The following is a 19,018-nucleotide window of genomic DNA, read 5'->3' as shown; positions in this document are numbered from 1 at the left end:
CACGCATGGACAGCCGCGAAGTACTGACCCGGCCGGCCCCGCCGGTGGACCACACACTGCGCTACGGCGAGCACCCGGACCAGGTGGTCGACCTGCGCCTGCCGCCGGGCCTCGGACCGGCCCCGCTGCTGGTGCTGCTGCACGGCGGCTTCTGGCAGCCCGAGTACGACCGCAGTCACACCGGCCCGCTGGCGAGCGCGCTGGCCGAGGCCGGCCACCTGGTCGCCGTCCCCGAGTACCGGCGCTCGGGCTGGCCGGACACCTTCGACGACGTGGCGGCCGCGCTCGACCTGCTGGCCGGACCGCTGCCCCACCCGGTGACCGGACGGACCGTGCTGGTCGGCCACTCGGCCGGCGGCCACCTCGCGCTCTGGGCGGCCGCGCGGCGCCGGCTGCCGGCCGACTCGCCCTGGTCCACCCGGCGGGTGCCGGACGCGGTGGTCGTGCTGGCCGGCTGCAGCTGCCTGGACCTGTGCGCGGACTGGGGGCTCGGCGAGGACGCGGTGCTCGGGCTGCTCGGCGGCGGCCCCGGGCAGGTCCCGCAGCGGTACGCACTGGCCGACCCGGCCGCGCTGCTGCCGCTGGGGGTCCCGGTCACCCTGCTGCACGGCACCGAGGACCGCCAGGTGCCGGTGGCGATGAGCCGCGAGTACGCCCGGCGGGCCACGGCCGCCGGGGACCCGGTGACCCTGCTCGAGTCCGCCGGGACGGACCACTTCCACCTGATCGACCCGCTCGCCGCGGTCTGGCCGACCGTGCTGGCCACCCTGACCGCGGCCGGCCGCCGCCCGGTGCCCTCGCAGCGCACTCAGCTGACCGGCCCTAGTTGAGCGTCGGGTCCTCGGGATAGGTGGCCAGCATCGCCAGCGCCCCGCGCTGGCGGCGCAGCACCGAGCGCCACAGCAGCTCGGGCCGCTGGCAGGAGATGTCGCCGGGCTCGGCGTCCACCAGGTACCAGGCGCCCTCGGCGACCTCCTTCTCCAGCTGGCCCGGCGTCCAACCCGCGTACCCGGCGAAGACCCGCAGCGCGCCCAGTTCGCCGGCCAGGACCTGCGGCGGCGCCTCCAGGTCGACCAGGCCGATCGCGCCGTGCACCCGCCGCCAGCCCAGCGGGTCCTCGGGGCCCGGCTCGCCGGGCACCACCGCGACCGCCAGCGCCGAGTCCAGGCCCACCGGACCGCCCTGGAAGACCACCCGGGGGTCCCCGGTCAGCTCGGCCCAGCCGTCCAGTACGTCCGAGACCTCCACCGGGGTCGGCCGGTTGAGCACCACGCCGAGCGCGCCCTGCGCGTCGTGGTCGAGCAGCAGCACCACCGACCGCGCGAAGTTGGGGTCGGTGAGGACGGGGGTCGCCACGAGCAGGCGGCCGGTGTGGGAGGAGGCCGCAGTCATGCCCACATGATCCCGCAGTCGGCGCGGCAACGGGGCCGCGAAACACGGACGGGCGAGCGGGCGGGCGGGCAAACCTTCGCTCACCCGTTCGGCCGGGCTTCCACTCGGAGAGAGCATGATCACCATGCGTAGGGGAGGGAACCAATCAACCGCCCACTACCATCTACCAAAGGTGGCGCCCCTGCCATGGTTGCGAACCCCGGATTGCGAGAACGATGACCGACGACGTCCTGCTGGTCCACGGCGGAAACCCGCTGGAAGGCGAGATCCGCGTCCGCGGTGCCAAGAACCTGGTGCCCAAGGCGATGGTGGCCGCCCTGCTCGGCCAGGGCCCCAGCAGACTGCGCAACGTCCCGGACATCCGTGACGTCAAGGTGGTCCGCGGGCTGCTCCAGCTGCACGGTGTCACGGTGCGCAGCGGCGAGGAGGAGGGCGAGCTGATCCTCGACCCCTCGCACGTGGAGAGCGCCAATGTCGCCGACATCGACGCGCACGCGGGCTCCTCGCGGATCCCGATCCTGTTCTGCGGCCCGCTGCTGCACCGCCTCGGCCACGCCTTCATCCCGGGCCTGGGCGGCTGCGACATCGGCGGCCGGCCGGTCGACTTCCACTTCGAGGTGCTGCGCCAGTTCGGCGCCTCGATCGAGAAGCACCCGCAGGGCACCTACCTGGTGGCCCCGCAGCGGCTGCGCGGCACCAAGATCGAGCTGCCCTACCCGTCGGTCGGCGCCACCGAGCAGGTGCTGCTCACCGCCGTGCTGGCCGAGGGCGACACCGAGCTGCGCAACGCGGCCATCGAGCCGGAGATCGTCGACCTGATCTGCGTGCTGCAGAAGATGGGCGCGATCATCTCGATGGGCACCGACCGGACCATCCTGATCACCGGTGTGGACGAGCTCGGCGGCTACAACCACCGCGCGCTGCCGGACCGTCTCGAGGCGGCCTCCTGGGCCTGCGCGGCGCTGGCCACCAAGGGCGACATCTACGTCCACGGGGCCCGCCAGCTGGAGATGATGACCTTCCTCAACACCTTCCGGAAGGTCGGCGGCGCCTTCGCGGTGGACGACGAGGGCATCCGGTTCTGGCACCCGGGCGGCGAGCTGAACGCCATCGCGCTGGAGACCGACGTGCACCCCGGCTTCCAGACCGACTGGCAGCAGCCGCTGGTGGTCGCGCTGACCCAGGCGGCCGGCCTGTCGATCGTGCACGAGACGGTGTACGAGTCGCGGCTCGGCTTCACCTCGGCGCTGAACCAGATGGGCGCGCACATCCAGCTCTACCGCGAGTGCCTGGGCGGCACCCCGTGCCGGTTCGGGCAGCGCAACTTCCTGCACTCGGCGGTGGTCTCCGGCCCGTCCAAGCTGCTCGGCGGCGAGCTGGTCATCCCCGACCTGCGCGGCGGCTTCTCGTACCTGATCGCGGCGCTGGCCGCCGAGGGCACCTCCACCGTGCACGGGATCTCGCTGATCAACCGCGGCTACGAGAACTTCCTGGAGAAGCTGCGGGCGCTCGGTGCGCACGTGCAGCTGCCCAGCGAGGAGGAGCTGCTCGCGGCGGTCTGACCGACCGTCAACAGGAGCTTGTAGGGGCCGCCCCCGCCAGGGCGGCCCCTTTCACATGCGGTCACCCCGCCAGGTGTGTCCGCACGTCGACCGGCGCACGGGGGTACGCCGGTAGTCAGGCGCCCCTAGGGCCGGTGGTGGTGCGAGGACCCGCGGCCATGGGTGCGGACATGACGGCGCAGCAGTTCGCCGAGCAGCTCGCGGCCCGGGCCCCGGTTGAGGCCGACCCGGTCGGGGCCGGTCACCGCGGGGCGCCCGCCCGGGCTGTCGGCGGCGGCCCGCTCGGCCGGCAGCAGGTGCATCAGACCGACCACCGCCAGCGCGGCCACCACCAGCCCACTCGCCTTGCGCAGCCGGCGCGGCGGTGTGCGGGTGGGTCCGGTGGCAGAACGCTTGGTCATACTCCGCAGCCTGCCAGGGGCTTCATGAGCTGACGATGAGAAAGCCCGACCGAGGCAGCCCGACCGAACAGGGCCGACCGAGAGGGGCCGACCGAGCAGGGCCGGCCCACGGACCGGCTCATTCGACGGGCAGCCGCAGCTCGGCGCGCAGGCCGCCGCCGGGGGCCTCGGTGAGGCGGGCGCTGCCGCCGTGCAGCTCGGCCACCCAGCGCACGATGGCCAAGCCGGTCCCGGTGCCGGCACCGCTGGTGACGCCCCGTCGGAAGACCGCCTCGCGGCGCGGCGCCGGCACGCCGGGGCCGCCGTCGGTGACGGCGACCAGGCCGGGTGCGACGGACACCGTGACGGGAGTGCCGCCGCCGTGCCGCAGCGCGTTCTCCACCAGGTTGCGCACCGCCTGCCCGAGCAGTTCCGGGTCGCCGCGCACCACCATCGCCTGCTCCGGCAGTTGGACGCTCACCCGGTCGCCCTGCGGCACCTCGTCCACCGCCTGCTCGACCAGTTGGTCCAGCCGGAGCGGGGTCAGCTCGATCCGTTCCGTTCCGGCCTCGATCCTGGCTCTGGCCAGCAGCCCGGTGACCAGCCTGGCCAGCCGGTCGGTCAGCCGCGCGGCCTCGGCGAGCGAGGCGCGGGCCCGCTCGGGCGAGGCCGTCCCGCGCTCGACCACCAGGCGCAGCGTGGCGAGCGGGGTGCGCAGCTCGTGGGCGGCTTCGGTGAGGAACTGCTCCTGCCGTTCCAGGCCGATCAGTGCGGGGCGCATGGCGCGGCCGGAGAGCAGGTGGCCGATCGCGGCGGCCGCCAGCACCAGGGCGGAGCAGCCGAGCAGCAGCCAGCGGACCAGCCGGGCGTGGTCGGCGGCGCTCTGCGCGGGGTCGGCGCCGACGACCACCACGGCGGCGACGGTGTCGCCGTCCCAGACCGGCGCGGCCGCCCAGCGCATGGTGCGTCCGGTGCCGCCCGGGCCGCCGATCAGCACGCTCTCCTGGGTGTCCTGCACCTGCGCCCAGATCCGGGCCAGCACGGCGGTGGCGGGCAGCCGGTCGGCGGCCGGGCGGACCCAGCGCACGGTGAGCGCGCCGCCGGGGCCGGTCTGCAGCGCGCCGAGCACGTCTGCGCCGCGGGCCAGCTCGTCCTCGTTCAGCGGGTCGACGGCCAGCTGGCTGTTGTCGAACCAGAGGCTGCGGGCCAGTCCGCCGGAGCGGCGGCCGAGCTCGTTGTCCATGTCCTTGGCGCGCGAGCGCTGGTCGGTGTGGGCGGCCAGGGTGGCCAGGACCAGCAGGCAGCCGGCGGTGGTGGCGGCGAAGAGCAGGGTCAGCGTCCAGCGCAGTCGGCGCAGCCGGCTCGCGGCGGGAGAACTCATGCGCCCCGCCTCGCTTCGCTCGCTCACCCGGCCGGGTCGATCAGTCGGTAGCCGACGCCGCGCACCGTCTCGATCGGGTCGGGCGGCCCGAGCCGGCGGCGCAGCTGACGGATCAGCACGTCGACCACGTTGGACATCGGCTCGTTGAGCTCGTCCCAGCAGCTCTCGATCAGCCGGGTGCGGGTGACCACGGCGCCGGCGTGCAGCATCAGCACCTCGAGGACCGCGAACTCCTTGGCGGTCAGGGTGAGCAGCACCCCGGCGCGGGTGACCCGGCGGCGCGGCAGGTCCAGCTGCAGGTCGCCCAGGCGCATCTCGGGCGGGGCGGCGGGGATCGGGCGGCGGCACAGGTTGCGCACCCGGGCGGCCAGTTCGGCGGCGGCGAACGGCTTGACCAGGTAGTCGTCGGCGCCGTGCTCGAAGCCGGTCACCCGGTCGGCCACCGAGTCCATCGCGGTGAGCAGCAGCACCGGGCGGGTCCAGCCGGCCCGGCGGCGGGCGTTGACCAGGGTGATCGCGTCCCCGTCGGGGAGCCCGCGGTCGGCCACCAGGCAGTGGTAGTCGGTGACGTCCAGTTTGAGGTCGGCCTCGGCCAGGTCGGTGGCCAGGTCCACGGCGAAGCCGGCCCGGCGCAGCCCGTCGGCGATCTCGGGCCCGAGCCCGGGGTCGTCCTCCAGTACCAGTACGCGCATGGCGTCGACCCTAAAGGGTGGTGCCGGGAACGACGGAGCGGGGGCGGTCCGGAGTCCGGACCACCCCCGCTCCAGCGGGATCAGGCGCCCTTGGCGGCTTCCTTGAGCTTGGAGCCCGCGCTCACCTTGGCGCTGTAGCCGGCCGCGATCTGGATCGGCTCACCGGTCTGCGGGTTGCGGGCGGTACGAGCGGCGCGGTGGGTGCGCTCGAAGGTCAGGAAGCCGGGGATGGTGACCTTCTCGTCACCCTTGGCCACGACCTCGCCAACGACCTCGGCGAACGCGGCCAGAACGGCGTCGGCGTCCTTGCGGGTCACCTCGGCACGGTCGGCCAGAGCGGCCACCAGCTCACTGCGGTTCATGTGTACTCCTGTGGTCTGTTCGTTGCGGTGTGCGGGGGCCCCATCGGTCGTCCCTCCGGAGGCACCCGGCTGGGCCGCTGGTCCGCACACTGTGCTCGTTCAGGCGGCTGGTGGTAGGGGCCCGGCTCGCACCCGGACCGCGCACCGTGTCAGTCCTGCCACGTGCCTGCCTGGGAACGAATCCTGCCCTTACCGGCCCCGAGAAAGCCAATCGGGCCTCGGCCGTGCACCCCGAACGGCGCCCTCCCCACGCAGCTGTGACGCTTCGTCGGCGCCGGCGGACCGGCGCGGGCGGCGGTCGGGAACGACTCGCCGAGTGGTTGGGGGACGTTCCGTACTTGTCGGACACGCCTGCCCCGTGCAGGGCTACCGTACGCCCTGAGGAGGACAAGCCCAAACACGCCCTTCCCCTTGTGTCGCAAGGGTTCGGGACCGCCGGGTACCGGCAGGGGCGGTAATCGGCCAGGCGATCGACCAGATACCGCCCCTGGAAGTGAGTCCGAGTGGCTCAGCGGGTCAGAGCTTGACCACCGGGAAGGCGGCCGTGTCGAGGGTCCCGACGATGCCCGGGGTGGGGCGGGAGGGGGCGCCCTCGCCCGCGTTTCCGGCGGCCAGTGCGGCCTCCCGGACGGCGGCGGCCACCGTCTTGGCCACGTCCGGGTGGAAGACGCTGGGGATGATGTAGTTGGCGTTGAGCTGGTCGTCGGTGACGGTGGTGGCCAGCGCCCGGGCGGCGGCGATCATCATCTCGGTGTTGACCGTGCGGCTCTGCGCGTCCAGCAGGCCGCGGAAGACACCCGGGAAGACCAGCACGTTGTTGATCTGATTGGGGAAGTCGCTGCGGCCGGTGGCCACCACGGCGGCGGTCTGCCGGGCCACCGCCGGGTCGACCTCCGGGTCCGGGTTGGCCAGCGCGAAGACGATCGCGCCGTCGGCCATCGAGGCGATGTCGTCGCCGTCCAGCACGTTCGGCGCGGAGACGCCGATGAAGACGTCGGCCCCGGCCACCGCCTCCTTGAGGCTGCCGGTGCGCCCCGAGCGGTTGGTGTGCTCGGCGATCCAGCGCAGCGACTCGTTGAGGTCCTCGCGGCCGCTGTGCACCACGCCCTGCACGTCCGCCACGGTGGCGTGCTCGACGCCGGCCGCCAGCAGCAGCTTGAGGATCGCGGTGCCGGCAGCGCCGGCCCCGGACATCACCACCCGGATGTCGCCGATCTGCTTGCCGACCACCCGCAGCGCGTTGGTCAGCGCGGCGAGCACCACGATCGCGGTGCCGTGCTGGTCGTCGTGGAAGACCGGGATGTCCAGGGCCTCGCGCAGCCGGGCCTCGATCTCGAAGCAGCGCGGCGCGGAGATGTCCTCCAGGTTGATGCCCGCGAAGCCGGGGGCGATCGCCTTGACGATGGCCACGATCTCGTCGGTGTCCTGGGTGTCCAGGCAGATCGGCCAGGCGTCGATGTTGGCGAACCGCTTGAACAGGGCCGCCTTGCCCTCCATCACCGGCAGCGCGGCCATCGGGCCGATGTTGCCCAGCCCCAGCACCGCCGAGCCGTCGGTGACCACGGCGACGCTGTTGCGCTTGATGGTCAGGCGGCGGGCGTCCTCGGGGTTCTCGGCGATCGCCATGCAGACCCGGGCCACGCCGGGGGTGTAGATCATCGACAGGTCGTCACGGTTGCGGATCGGCAGCTTGGAGGACATCTCGATCTTGCCGCCGAGGTGCATCAGGAAGGTGCGGTCCGAGACCTTGCCGATGGTCACGCCCTCGATGGCGCGCAGCTTCTCGACGATCTCCTCGCCGTGCGCCACCGAGGCGGCTGCCACCGTCACGTCGATCCGCAGCGCCTCCAGGCCCGAGGCGGTGACGTCCAGACCGGTCACCGAGCCGCCGGAGGACTCCACCGCGGTGGTGATGTTGCTGACCGCGTTGCCACTGGCCGGGACCTCCAGCCGCACCGTGATCGAGTTGGAGACACTGGGCACCGTCGCCATCGACGTCCTTCTTCCTGGTACGACCGTTGATTTCAACAAACTGTTGATGCTGCCGTCTTGCGCATCCTAGATCTCGATCGTCCCACCGGCCAGAGGGAACCCAGAAATATCGTTCATTGATTGCAGGGAGTCGACAACAGAGTGTCCTGCGAACCTGGACAAGCACCGGAAATCCGCCGCATGGGATTGCCTGCCGGGGGCGATGGGTTACATTGGACGAGACACCGGCTCGATCCAAGCCCCCGGGCCCAACCTTAGTCGCTTCGAGCGACCACTTGCCGCGAGGCGAGCATGGCGGGTCGGTGTCACCAACGTAACGCGAAGGCCCCCACCACCGGTGGGGGCCTTCGTCGTTGACGCACCCTCAGGTGCGCCGCGGTCAGCGCAGCAGCGCCGGGACGCCCTCGCGGTCGGGCAGGTCGTCCGGACCGGAGAGCACCGTCAGCCGCTGGGTCGCGCGGGTCAGCGCCACGTAGAGCACCCGCAGCCCGGCCTCCGACTCGCCGGCGATGCCGGTCGGATCGGCCACCACCGTGGCGTCGTACTCCAGGCCCTTGGCCTCCAGGCTGCCCAGCGCCACCGCCCGCCCGCCCAGGCCGGCGATCCACTCGGCGGCCTCGGCCCGGCGGTCCATCGGGACCACCACGGCAACCGTCCCCTCGACCTCGCCGAGCAGCCGGACCAGCTCGGCGCGGGCCGCGGCGGCGAAGGCCGCCGGCTGCGGATCGACGACCGCGGCGAACCGCGGGGTGATCCCGGTCGAGCGCACCGCACTCGGCGACGGGGTCCCCGGCGCGGCCAGCGCCAGCACCTTCGCCGCCACCTCGGCGATCTCGGCGGGGTTGCGGTAGTTGACAGTGAGCGTGTGGCGCCGGCGCGGCTTGGAGCCGAGCACCTCGTCCAAGGCGGCCTGCGCCTCCTGCGGGAACGGCCAGGAGCTCTGCGCCGGGTCGCCGACGATGGTCCAGGTCGCCATCCGGGAGCGGCGGCCGATCATCCGCCACTGCATCGGGGTGAGGTCCTGGGCCTCGTCCACGATCACGTGCGCGTACTCGGTCCGCTCCACCGGCAGCCGCTCGCGCGAGCGCGAGGTCCGGTCGGCGAAGGTGGTCACCTCGTCCAGGCCGGTCAGCAGGTCCATCGCGTCCACCTCGCGCACCTTCGGCCGGGCCGGCTCGCCGAGCAGCAGTTGCAGCTCGTCCAGCAGGGCGACGTCGTGCGCGGACAGCGGGCCCTCGCCGCGCGGGCCCAGGTGACGCCAGGAGGCGGCCAGCAGCCGGGCCTCCTCGGGGGTCACCGCGCGCCGGGCGATCCGGTTGGTGTGCCTGGCCTGCTTGAGGGTGGCCAGCACCTGACGCGGAGCCAGCGCGGGCCACCAGGCGTCCAGGAAGTCCAGGAACGGCGCCTCGTCCGAGACGTACTCGTCGAAGGCCTCCTTCTCCTCCTGGCGCTGCTCGCGACCGTAGTGGTCGGTGGGCTTGGGCAGGTGCTTGACCAGCTCCGACCAGAGCGCGTCCAGCAGCAGCCGGCGGGCCCGGGGGCGCAGCAGGTTGAGCGGGGTGCCGCCGCTGCCCAGCACATGGCCGCGCACGGTGCGCAGCCGATTGGCGTCCAGCCGCAGCACCTCGCCGCGGGCCACCACCTTGAGCTCGGTGGGCGCGCCCTGCCCGGCGGAGCCGCTGATCGGCACTTCGAGGGCGCCGCGGGCGGCCCGGCGCAACAGCTGGACCATCCGGGCCGAGCCCTTGATCCGCGCCACCTCGGGGCTGTCGTAGCGCTCCGCCTCGATCCCGTCTACCAGGCTGCCGACCGCGCGGATGGCGACCTGGCCCTCCTCGCCGAGCGAGGGCAGCACGCCCTCGGTGTAGGAGACCAGCAGCGGGGTCGGGCTGACCACCAGGATGCCGCCCGCGTAGCGGCGCCGGTCCTGGTAGAGCAGGAAGGCGGCCCGGTGCAGGGCGACCGCGGTCTTGCCGGTGCCGGGGCCGCCGGTGACCAGGGTGGCGCCGGCGGCGGGCGCCCGGATCACCTCGTCCTGCTCCTTCTGGATCGAGGAGACGATGTCGCGCATGGTGTGGCTGCGGGCCCGGCCGAGCGAGGCCATCAGCGCCCCGTCGCCGATCACCGCCAGCTCCTGGCCGTCCAGGGTGGGGGTGAGGTCGGGTCGCAGCAGGTCGTCCTCGACGCCGATCACCTTGCGGCCCTTGGACCGGATCACCCGGCGGCGCAGCACCCGGCCCGGCTCCAGCGGGGTGGCCCGGTAGAACGGCGCGGCGGCCGGCGCCCGCCAGTCGATCACCAGCGGGCCGAACTCGGCGTCGAGCACGCCGAGCCGGCCGATGTGCAGGCTCTGCGCGACCACCGGGTCGCTGGCGTCCAGCGGGGTGAAGGAGGGGATGCCGTGCTCCTCGGGCGCGTCGGCCTGCTGCAGGTCGATCCGCCCGAAGAGGAAGTCCTCGAACTCGTTGTTCAGCCGGTTGAGGTGGGCGCCGGCCCGGTAGACCTGCGCGTCGCGCTCGGCGAGCGCGCCGGGAGTACCGACCTGGACCCGCTTCGCGGCGTCCTCCAGGACGTACTCGGCCTCCGCGAGCTTCTCCTCGAGCCGCCGGTAGACGGTGTCGAGGTGCCGCTGCTCGTCAGCGATCTCGCGCTCCCGCAGACCCTCGTGGGAGTCGGCGGTGGTGGTAGCGGCTGGGTACTGTCTGCCGTGCGCGCCCAAGGAAGCCCCTGTCGTACATCTTGCGGTGGGTGAGCGCCGCCGTCGGAAGTCGGCGGACAGAAGATCCTACGGCACGCCGGGACAAACACGAAGGCCGCCCTCCGAATCGGAGGACGGCCCGCATGCACATGGGATGGTGGAGATGCCGGGAATCGAACCCGGGTCCAGTGGAGTGGATTCAGGACTTCTCCGAGCGCAGTCCGCTGTGCTTTTCTCGGCCCTGGCAGTCACACGGACAAGCCGCCAACAGGCCCAGCTACTGTTTGATTTCCCATCCACCCTCGTAGCCCGAGCGGACGGTTGAGTTCCCTAGATTATGCCAGGGTCCGGGTCGGGAACTCCCCGGTCTGACACCCAAGCGCTATCGTTGCTTAATTAGGCAGCGAGAGCGAACTGGTGGGAATCGCGCTTAGAGTTGGCGATTATTTTTTTGCGACAGATGGTTAACGAGATCATTGCCGCGTTCCTCGGCTCGCTTCTCCTGTTTCGACTTCCCCTGTCGAAACCGATCATCCCCATGTTTTTTTAAAAAGGTGCAGCTTGTTGCGAAAACCCCCGACCGGGTGTGACCCCCGCCGGTGGTGCTGCGCCCATGGTACGCGTACCGCAACCAGGGGTCCAGCGCATTACCCCTTGAGGCCCACCTGCTGGGCCAGCCAGGGCAGCGCCTCGGCGAACGCGCCGCCGGCGAACTGCCAGACGTGCCTGCCGGGCTGGACCACCACCTGGGACTTGATGCCGACCTTGCGGGCGGCCGCGTCCAGCTGCCGGGCCTGGCCGATGTGGTTCGCCTCCTGGTCCCCGCTCTCGAACCAGCCGGAGACGTTCTTGTACTTGGGGTGGTGCGCCAGCACGGTCAGCGGGTCGTGCGCCGCCCAGGCCGCGGCATCGCCGCCGTAGAGCTTGTCGATGGTCTGCTGCTTGTCCCCGGTATTGGGGCCGAGGTCGCCGGAGATGTCCTCGAAATGCGCGAAGACATCCGGGTGTTCGACCGCCAGGTCGACCGCGCAGGTGCCGCCCATCGACCAGCCGACCACACCCCACTTGCGCGGGTCGGTGGCGGTGCCGAAGGCCTTTTCGACAAACGGCGGAATGTCCTTCACCAGATGGTCCTCGGCCTTTCCGTTCGGGCCGTCCACGCACTCGGTGTCCACCTTGAACCCGCCGGTGGCGTCCGCGAAGACCAGCACCGGGGCGACGCCGCCGTGCTGGGCGGCGTAGGCGTCGGCGGTCTGCACCGCGTTGCCGGCCCGCACCCAGTTGTCGGGGGCCGCGAACTCGCCGCCGATCATCTCCAGCACCGGCAGCTTCGGCCGGGTCCTGCTGCGGAACCAGGCCGGCGGCAGGTAGACCAGTTCCTGCCGGTGGGCGAAGCCGCTGGCGGCGTCCGGGATGTCCACCTGGACGATCCGGCCCGTGCTGGTGCGTCCGGTCAGCGAGGAGAGCTGGTCCATCGTCACCTGCTGCGGCAGCGGGTCGCCGCTCAGCTCGCCGATCGCGTCGTCCAGGGTCGGGAAGTAACCGGTGGACGCGTTCAGCGCGTTGGCGCCGGCGACCACCGCGAGCAGTGCGGCGAGCGGCGCCAGTGCCCGGCGCCACCAGCGCGCGCCGCGCCAGCCGGCCACCAGCACCGCGAGCGCCGCCACCGCCGCGCCCAGCCAGCACCAGAGGGCGAGCGGCAGCGGGTCGGTGACCCCGCCCACGGTGACGGCCAGCAGCCCGAACAGACCGGTCAGCCCGGCCGCCGCGGCCAGCGCCGACGGGGCCCGGCGCAGCCGCCAGCGGCGGTCGCGCCAGCCGATCGCGGCCACCAGCGAGCCGGCTGCCGCGAGCTGGACGCCCCACGGGAACCAGCCGCTCAACAGGGACACGTTCATGCCACGGATCGTACTGAGCGTCAGGGCGGCACCGGACCGTTCACCCGGTCGGCGGACGGCTTGGGACGAAGCTGCTACACAGCGGGCACTGAGGGCTGCCCTGGGGCGCCTAGCGCTGGCGGCGGCGGGCGGCGGCCACCGCGCGGGCGGTCTCCCGGGTGTCCTGCTTCTCGCGCAGCGTCTGCCGCTTGTCGTACAGCTTCTTGCCGACCGCGAGGGCGAGTTCGAGCTTGACCCGGCCGTCCTTGAAGTACAGCGAGAGCGGCACCAGGGTGTGGCCGGTCTCCTTGGTCTTGGCCTCCAGCTTGCGGATCTCCATCTTGTGCAGCAGCAGCTTGCGCTTGCGCCGCGCCGAGTGGTTGGTCCACGTCCCCTGGGTGTACTCGGGGATGAAGACGTTGTCGATCCACACCTCGCCGGCCTGGGTGTAGGCGTAGCCGTCGACCAGGTTGGCCCGGCCCTCGCGCAGTGACTTCACCTCGGTGCCGGTGAGCACCATCCCGCACTCGTAGGTGTCCAGGATGGTGTACTCGTGTCGCGCCTTCTTGTTCTGCGCGATCAGCTTCTGTCCCTTTTCCTTTGCCATAGCACCGGACATTCTCGCACCTCGGCGGCCCGGTCGGCAGCCGGTTTACCGGCGGGCCCGCGTCAGCGGGCGGCGGGAGTCGGGCCGAGACCGCTGAGCACCCGCAGGGCGAGCGCGCCGGCCTCGGTCGGGTCGGCGGCGGCCACGTCGGGGAGCAGGCCGGTGCCGTCCGGGGTGCGGCCGGCGGGCGTGAAGTAGCGCCCCACGGTGAGCTCCAGGACCGATCCGTCGGCCAGTCGGCTGGGCTGCTGCACGGTGCCCTTGCCGAAGGTGCGGGTGCCGACCAGCACCGCCCGGCAGCGGTCCTGCAGCGCGCCGGCCAGCAGCTCGGCCGCGCTCATGGTGCCGCCGTCCACCAGCACCACCAGCGGGGTTCGGGTGTCGCCGCCGGGAGCGGCCGTCAACTCCCGTTGCTCGCCGTGCGAGAGGTAGGAGGCGACCGGCCCGCCGTCCAGGAAGACCGAGGCGGCGGTCACCGCCTCCTCGACCAGGCCGCCGGAGTTGCCGCGCAGGTCGAGCACCACGCCGCGTTGCCGGGCCGCTTGGACGGCGGCCCGGACCTCCTCGCCGACCCCGCTGGTGAAGGCCCGCACGGTGATCCTCAGCACACCGGGCGCGGGGTGGTCGAGGGTGACGTCCTGGGTGGCCAGCACGGTGCGCCGCAGCGTCACCTCGCGGGCCGGCGAGCCGTGCCGCTGCACGGTCAGCACCACGGTGGAGCCGGGGCCGGCCGAGCGCCCGCCCGCTGCCGCGGCGGTGGCCCGGCCGCGCAGCCTGGCCACCACCTCGGTGACCGGGAGGTGGTCCACCGCGGCGCCGTCCACCGCGAGCAGCCGGTCCCCGACCGCGACCTTGGCGGCCCCGGCCGGGGAGTCGGCCAGGACCGAGGAGACCAGGGTGGCGCCGTCCTGGGTGCGGCCCACCGAGAGGCCCACGCCCAGGTACTCGCCGTCCAGGCCCTGGGTGAACTCGGCGTAGTCGTCGGCGCTGTAGTACGCGGCCCAGCGGTCCGCGCCGCTGGCCACCAGGCGCTCGGCCTGCTGCGGGGAGAGCGCCGAGACCTCCGGCGGCGCCGCGTCCGCCGAGGGCGCCCGGCGCGGCAGCGGCGGCGCGGCGCCGCCCCAGCCGCCGACCGCCGCACCGCTGATCAGCAGCACGCCGAACAGCAGGGTGAGGGTCGCACCCTGGCGCGCCCGCTGAGTGGTCATGGGACCGGAGTGTAGGCGCCCGGTGCGCTCCGTGGTCGCAGAACGCCCGAATATCACCAGGAGTGACCAATCGCCGCCGGGTGATCAGACCTTGAGGTACTTACGCAGCGTCAGGAAGGCCGCGATCGCCGCCATGCCCATACCGACCACCACCAGCAGCGGGATCACCTGGAGCACCGAGGAGAGCCCGATGAAGTGGATGAACTGCACCCGGTTGGCCAGCCAGTGCTGCACGCCGAAGTTGCCGAGCAGCAGCAGCCCGGAGGCCAGCACCGCGCCCAGCAGCGCGGCGAACGCCGCCTCCGCGATGAACGGCATCTGCACATAGAAGTTGGAGGCGCCGACCAGTCGCATGATCCCGGTCTCGCGCCTTCGGCTGAAGGCGGACACCCGGACCGTGTTGACGATCAGCAGCAGCGCCACCGAGAGCATCAGCAGCATGATCACGAAGGCCGCCGTCTGCAGGCCGTTGAGCAGCCCGAAGAGGTTCTCCAGGATCTTGCGCTGGTCCTCCACCGAGCGCACGCCCGGCTTTCCGGCGAACGCGCTCTGGATCACGTCGTACCGGGTCGGGTCCTGCAGCTTGACCCGCCAGGAGGCCGGGATCGCCTCCGCACCGAGGACCGAGACCAGGGCACTGTCCGGGTTCATGTCCTTCCAGTGCTTGTACGCCTCCGCCTGGGTCTCGAAGGTGGAGTCCTTGACCAGCGGCTTCATGCTGTCCAGTTGGGCCTTGACCGAGTCGATCTGGTCCTGGGTGGCCGCACCGCTGGCGCACTGCGGCGCGGTCTTGGCATCCGCCTTGGTGCAGAAGTAGATGCTCACCTCGACCTTGTCGTACCAGTACCCCTTCATGGAGTTGACCTGGTCGCGGACGAGCAGCGAGGCACCGGCGAGGGCGAGCGAGAGCGCGACGCTGACCACGACCGCGATGGTCATGGTCAGGTTGCGGCGGAGACCCACACCGATTTCCGACAGGACGAACTGGGCGCGCATGGCTTCTAAGACTCCAAGATCAGTGCAGCTGGTGGGCCGACGACGGCGGGAACGGAGAGCCGGCTAGTGCTGGTATCCGTAGACGCCGCGGGCCTGGTCGCGGACCAGCAGCCCCTTGTCGAGCTCGATCACGCGCTTGCGCATCTGGTCGACGATGGCCTGGTCGTGGGTCGCCATCAGCACCGTGGTCCCGGTGCGGTTGATCCGGTCCAGCAGCTTCATGATGCCGACCGAGTTCTGCGGGTCCAGGTTTCCGGTCGGCTCGTCCGCGATCAGCAGCATCGGGCGGTTGACGAAGGCCCGGGCGATCGCCACGCGCTGCTGCTCACCACCGGAGAGCTCACCGGGCATCCGGTCCTCCTTGCCGCCGAGGCCGACCAGGTCGAGCACCTCGGGCACCACCTTGTTGATGGCGCCCTTCGGCTTGCCGATGACCTCCAGCGCGAACGCCACGTTCTGCGCCACGGTCTTGTTCGGCAGCAGACGGAAGTCCTGGAAGACCGTGCCCAGTTGGCGCCGCATGTGGGGCACCTTCCAGTTGGACAGCTTGCCCAGGTCCTTGCCGAGCACGTGCACCTCGCCGGTGCTGGGGCGTTCCTCGCGCAGGCACAGCCGCAGGAAGGTGGACTTACCGGAGCCGGAGGAGCCGACCAGGAAGACGAACTCGCCCTTCTCGATCTCCAGCGAGACCTCCGACAAGGCGGGGCGGTTCTGCTTGGGATAGGTCTTGGAAACGTTGTCGAATCTGATCACGGCTGCATCACGGAGGCCATCCTAGGTGGAGTCCCGACCCCCGCGGTTCGACCGGGGCGGGCGGTTGGAGCGGCCCCGGGCCGACTCCCCCGGCTTGGGACCATACGCGACCGCCCCGACCGCGTGCAGGGCCGACCCCCGGAATTGCTGACCTATTGTCCGTATCTGTCATGAAATGACCGTAAAATTGCAGGCCATTTTTCCGCCGGATACCGCCCGCCCGCCGGCCGTTCACCGGTCCGGGAGCCGGATGGCCCGGAACCTGGCAGAGTAGAAGGGATACCGCGAGTGCCGCGATCGGTCACCGATCCCCCGCGCGGGGCAGGCCCGGGAACCAACGGCCCACCCAACGCGTTGAGAGATGACAGCGCAGTAGCAGGCAAGGAGGAGATCGCATGACGTGCGACCATCTGGTGTGCGCCAACTGCGCCGGCCGCGTGAGCGAGGGCCGTTGCCCGGTCTGCCGCGCCCATCGGGCCCGCCTGCAGGAGCAGCAGGGCCCGTTCGCCTCGCTCTCCCCCGCCGCGCTGCTCGCGCTGATCGCCGGTCTGCTGGCGATCGCGGTGATCTGCCGGCAGGCACTGGCCTGACAACCGAGCGCAGTTCAACGAGAAGGGCCCCGGACGATCCGTCCGGGGCCCTTCTCGTTGCGCCTTGGTTATTCGGCGATCTCGCTCTGCTTGCGCCAGCGGATACCGGCCTCGATGAAGGCGTCGATGTCGCCGTCCAGCACCGCCTGCGGGTTGCCGACCTCGTACTCGGTGCGCAGGTCCTTGACCATCTGGTACGGGTGCAGCACGTAGGAGCGCATCTGGTTGCCCCAGGAACTGCCGCTGTCCTTCAGCGAGTCCATCCGGGCCTTCTCCTCCTGGCGGCGCCGCTCCAGCAGCTTGGCCTGCAGCACGTTCATCGCCGAGGCCTTGTTCTGGATCTGCGAGCGCTCGTTCTGGCAGGAGACCACGATGCCGGTGGGCAGGTGGGTGATCCGGACCGCCGAGTCGGTGGTGTTGACGCCCTGGCCACCCGGGCCGGAGGCGCGGTAGACGTCGACCCGCAGGTCGCCCTCGTCGATGTCGACGTGGTCGCTCTGCTCGACCACCGGGAGCACCTCGACGCCGGCGAAGGAGGTCTGCCGACGGCCCTGGTTGTCGAACGGCGAGATGCGCACCAGGCGGTGGGTGCCCTGCTCGACCGAGAGGGTGCCGTAGGCGTACGGCGACTTCACCGTGAAGGTCGCGGACTTGATGCCCGCCTCCTCCGCGTAGGAGGTGTCGTAGACCTCGGTCGGGTAGCCGTGCCGCTCGGCCCAGCGCAGGTACATCCGCATCAGCTGCTCGGCGAAGTCGGCGGCGTCGATGCCACCCGCCTCGGCCCGGATGTTGACCAGGGCCTCACGCGCGTCGTACTCGCCGGAGAGCAGAGTGCGGACCTCGAGCTCCTCGACCGCCTTCTTGACCGAAGCCAGCTCGGCCTCGCCCTCGGCGCGGGTGTCCGCGTCGTTCATCTCCTCGGCCAGCTCGAAGAGGACCCGGACGTCCTCGATCCGGCTGCGCAGGGACTCGACGCGGCGCAGCTCGCCCTGCAGGAAGGACAGCCGGCTGGTGACCTTCTGGGCGTTCGCGACGTCGTCCCAGAGGGACGGGGCGGCTGCCTCCTCCTCCAGGCGTTCGATGTCGGCCCGGATCTTGTCCAGGTCGAGGACGGCCTCGATCGACCCCATGGTCGTTTCGAGGTTCTTGAGCTCTTCGGAAGGATCGACGGCTGCCACGCCACCAGCCTAATGGTTAGCGCGGCGCACTGGGACCGGCCGGTAGCCCCGGGGCCTGCCCGAGGGTCGCGACCGGGCCGACGGCCGGAGCACCGCCGCGGTGCCCGCCCCCGGCGGCGAAGGCGCTGTAGGCGGCCGCGGCTCCCGCCACCAGCAGCACCACGGCGAGCAGCACCGCGAGCAGCCGGCGGCGCCGGACCAGCGCCCGGCGCCCGCCCCGGTGGCCGCTGGCGGGGACGGCGCGCTGGGCCCGGGACTCGGCGGCGTAGCCGGCCAGCTCCTGGGCGGAGGGGCGGCGCAGGCTGGTGTGGGTGTCCCGGGTGGAGTCGGGGGCCGGCGCCGGGACCAGCGGGACGGCCGGACCGCGTCGGCGCCGGTGCGCGCCGGTGCCGGTCTCCGCCTCGGCGTAGACGGCCTCGGCCAGGGTGAGCGGCTCCTCCGGCTCGGGCCCGGCAGCGCCGCCCTGGGCGGGCAGCGCCAGCGGCGGCAGGCCCTCGAGCGCGGGCAGCTGCTCGCGCAGCCGCTCGGCCAGCTCGGCGGCGCGCAGCCGGGAGGCGGGGGCCTTGGCCAGGCACTCGGCGATGATCCGCCACAGGCCGTCGGGCAGCCCGGGGACCGGCGGGACGCTCTCGGTGACGTGCCGGCGCAGCACCGCGCCGGTGTGGCCGCCGCCGAACGGGGTGAAGCCCGCGAGCAGCTCGTAGAGCACCGTGGCCAGGGCGTAGATGTCCACGGCGGCCCGGGGTTCCAGGCCCTCGATGATCTCCGGGGCCAGGTAGTCGGGGGTGCCGATGATCCGGGTGGCCCGGGTCCGGCGCGGGGCGTCGACCAGCCGGGCGATGCCGAAGTCTGTGAGCTTGGCCCGCGGCGCCCCACCGGGCCCGGGCGGCGCCGCCAGGTCGAGCATCACGTTCTCCGGCTTGACGTCCCGGTGCACGATGCCGGCCGCATGCGCGGCGGCCAGGCCGTCGGCCACGTCGGCGATCACCGAGGCGGCGGCCTGCGGGGCCAGCACGCCCTCGCGCTCCAGCCGGGAGCGCAGGTCGGTGCCGTGCACCAGTTCCATCACCAGCGCCAGGTCGTCGCCGTCCACCACCATGTCGCGCACCCCGACCACCCGGGGGTGGTCCAGGCTGGTGAGTGCGGCCCGCTCCTGGACGAAGCGGCCGACCAGGATCTGATCAGTGGCGAGGTCCTCGCGCAGCAGCTTGACGGCCACTGGTCCGTCGGGGCCCTCGCCCAGCCACACGGTGCCGGCGGACCCCCGGCCGATCACCTGGTGCACGGTGTACCGGCTGCCGATCTTGCGTGCCAATGCTGCTCCGTGGGCGGCAGGAGCGCTCCCGGGCG

The 19,018-nt window shown here is 72.2% G+C and carries 17 protein-coding genes and 1 other RNA gene; 3 read left to right on the top strand and 15 right to left on the bottom strand.

All coding sequences use genetic code 11. The annotated features are described in order from the left end of the window. Positions 1-5: 5 nt before the first annotated feature. The gene (locus tag BR98_RS27685) at positions 6-830 is read left to right on the top strand and encodes an alpha/beta hydrolase family protein (protein WP_051970271.1); all 825 of its coding nucleotides are present in this window, start codon (positions 6-8) and stop codon (positions 828-830) included. On the opposite strand, the gene BR98_RS27680 is transcribed toward BR98_RS27685, so the two are convergent. After that, positions 823-1,392, bottom strand: a complete 570-nt coding sequence (locus BR98_RS27680; protein WP_035848745.1) for a YqgE/AlgH family protein — start codon at positions 1,390-1,392, stop codon at positions 823-825. The two genes, BR98_RS27685 and BR98_RS27680, sit on opposite strands and share 8 nt — an antisense overlap. Positions 1,393-1,607: 215 nt before the next feature. Between BR98_RS27680 and murA the strand changes: the two genes are divergently transcribed. Beyond that, positions 1,608-2,954, top strand: coding sequence for a UDP-N-acetylglucosamine 1-carboxyvinyltransferase (gene murA, locus BR98_RS27675; protein ID WP_035848740.1), 1,347 nt, complete (start codon positions 1,608-1,610; stop codon positions 2,952-2,954). 125 nt (positions 2,955-3,079) lie between these two features. On the opposite strand, the gene BR98_RS27670 is transcribed toward murA, so the two are convergent. The 12 genes from BR98_RS27670 to ftsE form a co-directional block, all read right to left on the bottom strand. Beyond that, positions 3,080-3,355: a hypothetical protein gene (locus BR98_RS27670; RefSeq protein WP_035848738.1), complete on the bottom strand. Its 276-nt coding sequence runs from the start codon at positions 3,353-3,355 to the stop codon at positions 3,080-3,082. Positions 3,356-3,473: 118 nt separating this feature from the next. Next, positions 3,474-4,715, bottom strand: a complete 1,242-nt coding sequence (locus tag BR98_RS27665; protein WP_157537955.1) for a sensor histidine kinase — start codon at positions 4,713-4,715, stop codon at positions 3,474-3,476. Positions 4,716-4,738: 23 nt separating this feature from the next. Then, on the bottom strand, positions 4,739-5,407 hold the full coding sequence (locus BR98_RS27660) for a winged helix-turn-helix domain-containing protein (protein ID WP_035848736.1): 669 nt from the start codon (positions 5,405-5,407) through the stop codon (positions 4,739-4,741). An 80-nt stretch (positions 5,408-5,487) separates the two neighbouring features. Beyond that, complete coding sequence (locus BR98_RS27655) at positions 5,488-5,769, bottom strand: HU family DNA-binding protein (protein WP_035848732.1); 282 nt, start codon at positions 5,767-5,769, stop codon at positions 5,488-5,490. 516 nt (positions 5,770-6,285) lie between these two features. After that, positions 6,286-7,761, bottom strand: a complete 1,476-nt coding sequence (locus tag BR98_RS27650) for an NAD-dependent malic enzyme (RefSeq protein ID WP_035848727.1) — start codon at positions 7,759-7,761, stop codon at positions 6,286-6,288. A 379-nt stretch (positions 7,762-8,140) separates the two neighbouring features. Next, complete coding sequence (locus BR98_RS27645) at positions 8,141-10,480, bottom strand: HelD family protein (protein ID WP_035848722.1); 2,340 nt, start codon at positions 10,478-10,480, stop codon at positions 8,141-8,143. A 134-nt stretch (positions 10,481-10,614) separates the two neighbouring features. Continuing rightward, positions 10,615-10,997, bottom strand: a transfer-messenger RNA (tmRNA) gene (gene ssrA, locus BR98_RS37150). A gap of 109 nt (positions 10,998-11,106) precedes the next feature. Beyond that, a complete protein-coding gene (locus BR98_RS27640) occupies positions 11,107-12,357 on the bottom strand; it encodes an alpha/beta hydrolase (RefSeq protein ID WP_051970270.1) in 1,251 nt (416 codons plus the stop codon). 109 nt (positions 12,358-12,466) lie between these two features. Continuing rightward, a complete protein-coding gene (gene smpB / locus BR98_RS27635; RefSeq protein ID WP_035848718.1) occupies positions 12,467-12,943 on the bottom strand; it encodes an SsrA-binding protein SmpB in 477 nt (158 codons plus the stop codon). A 62-nt stretch (positions 12,944-13,005) separates the two neighbouring features. Further along, positions 13,006-14,151: a S41 family peptidase gene (locus BR98_RS27630; protein WP_035848714.1), complete on the bottom strand. Its 1,146-nt coding sequence runs from the start codon at positions 14,149-14,151 to the stop codon at positions 13,006-13,008. Positions 14,152-14,235: 84 nt separating this feature from the next. Then, positions 14,236-15,147 carry a permease-like cell division protein FtsX gene (ftsX, locus tag BR98_RS27625; protein ID WP_035848709.1) on the bottom strand — a complete coding sequence of 304 codons (912 nt, stop codon included), beginning with the start codon at positions 15,145-15,147 and terminating at the stop codon, positions 14,236-14,238. A 63-nt stretch (positions 15,148-15,210) separates the two neighbouring features. Continuing rightward, a complete protein-coding gene (gene ftsE / locus BR98_RS27620) occupies positions 15,211-15,900 on the bottom strand; it encodes a cell division ATP-binding protein FtsE (RefSeq protein WP_035848706.1) in 690 nt (229 codons plus the stop codon). 395 nt (positions 15,901-16,295) lie between these two features. Here ftsE and BR98_RS27615 point away from each other — a divergent pair, with 395 nt between their 5' ends. Continuing rightward, complete coding sequence (locus BR98_RS27615; RefSeq protein WP_035848703.1) at positions 16,296-16,490, top strand: hypothetical protein; 195 nt, start codon at positions 16,296-16,298, stop codon at positions 16,488-16,490. A 68-nt stretch (positions 16,491-16,558) separates the two neighbouring features. Here the strand turns inward: BR98_RS27615 and prfB are convergent, their stop codons facing one another. Together prfB and BR98_RS27605 are read right to left on the bottom strand one after the other, a co-directional pair. Next, a complete protein-coding gene (prfB, locus tag BR98_RS27610) occupies positions 16,559-17,668 on the bottom strand; it encodes a peptide chain release factor 2 (protein WP_035848701.1) in 1,110 nt (369 codons plus the stop codon). Between the two features lie 16 nt (positions 17,669-17,684). Further along, positions 17,685-18,983 carry a serine/threonine-protein kinase gene (locus BR98_RS27605; RefSeq protein ID WP_051970269.1) on the bottom strand — a complete coding sequence of 433 codons (1,299 nt, stop codon included), beginning with the start codon at positions 18,981-18,983 and terminating at the stop codon, positions 17,685-17,687. Between the last annotated feature and the right edge of the window lie 35 nt (positions 18,984-19,018).

The organism is Kitasatospora azatica KCTC 9699, from assembly GCF_000744785.1.
GTDB lineage: Bacteria > Actinomycetota > Actinomycetes > Streptomycetales > Streptomycetaceae > Kitasatospora > Kitasatospora azatica.
This window is presented reverse-complemented; position numbering and strand designations above follow the sequence as displayed.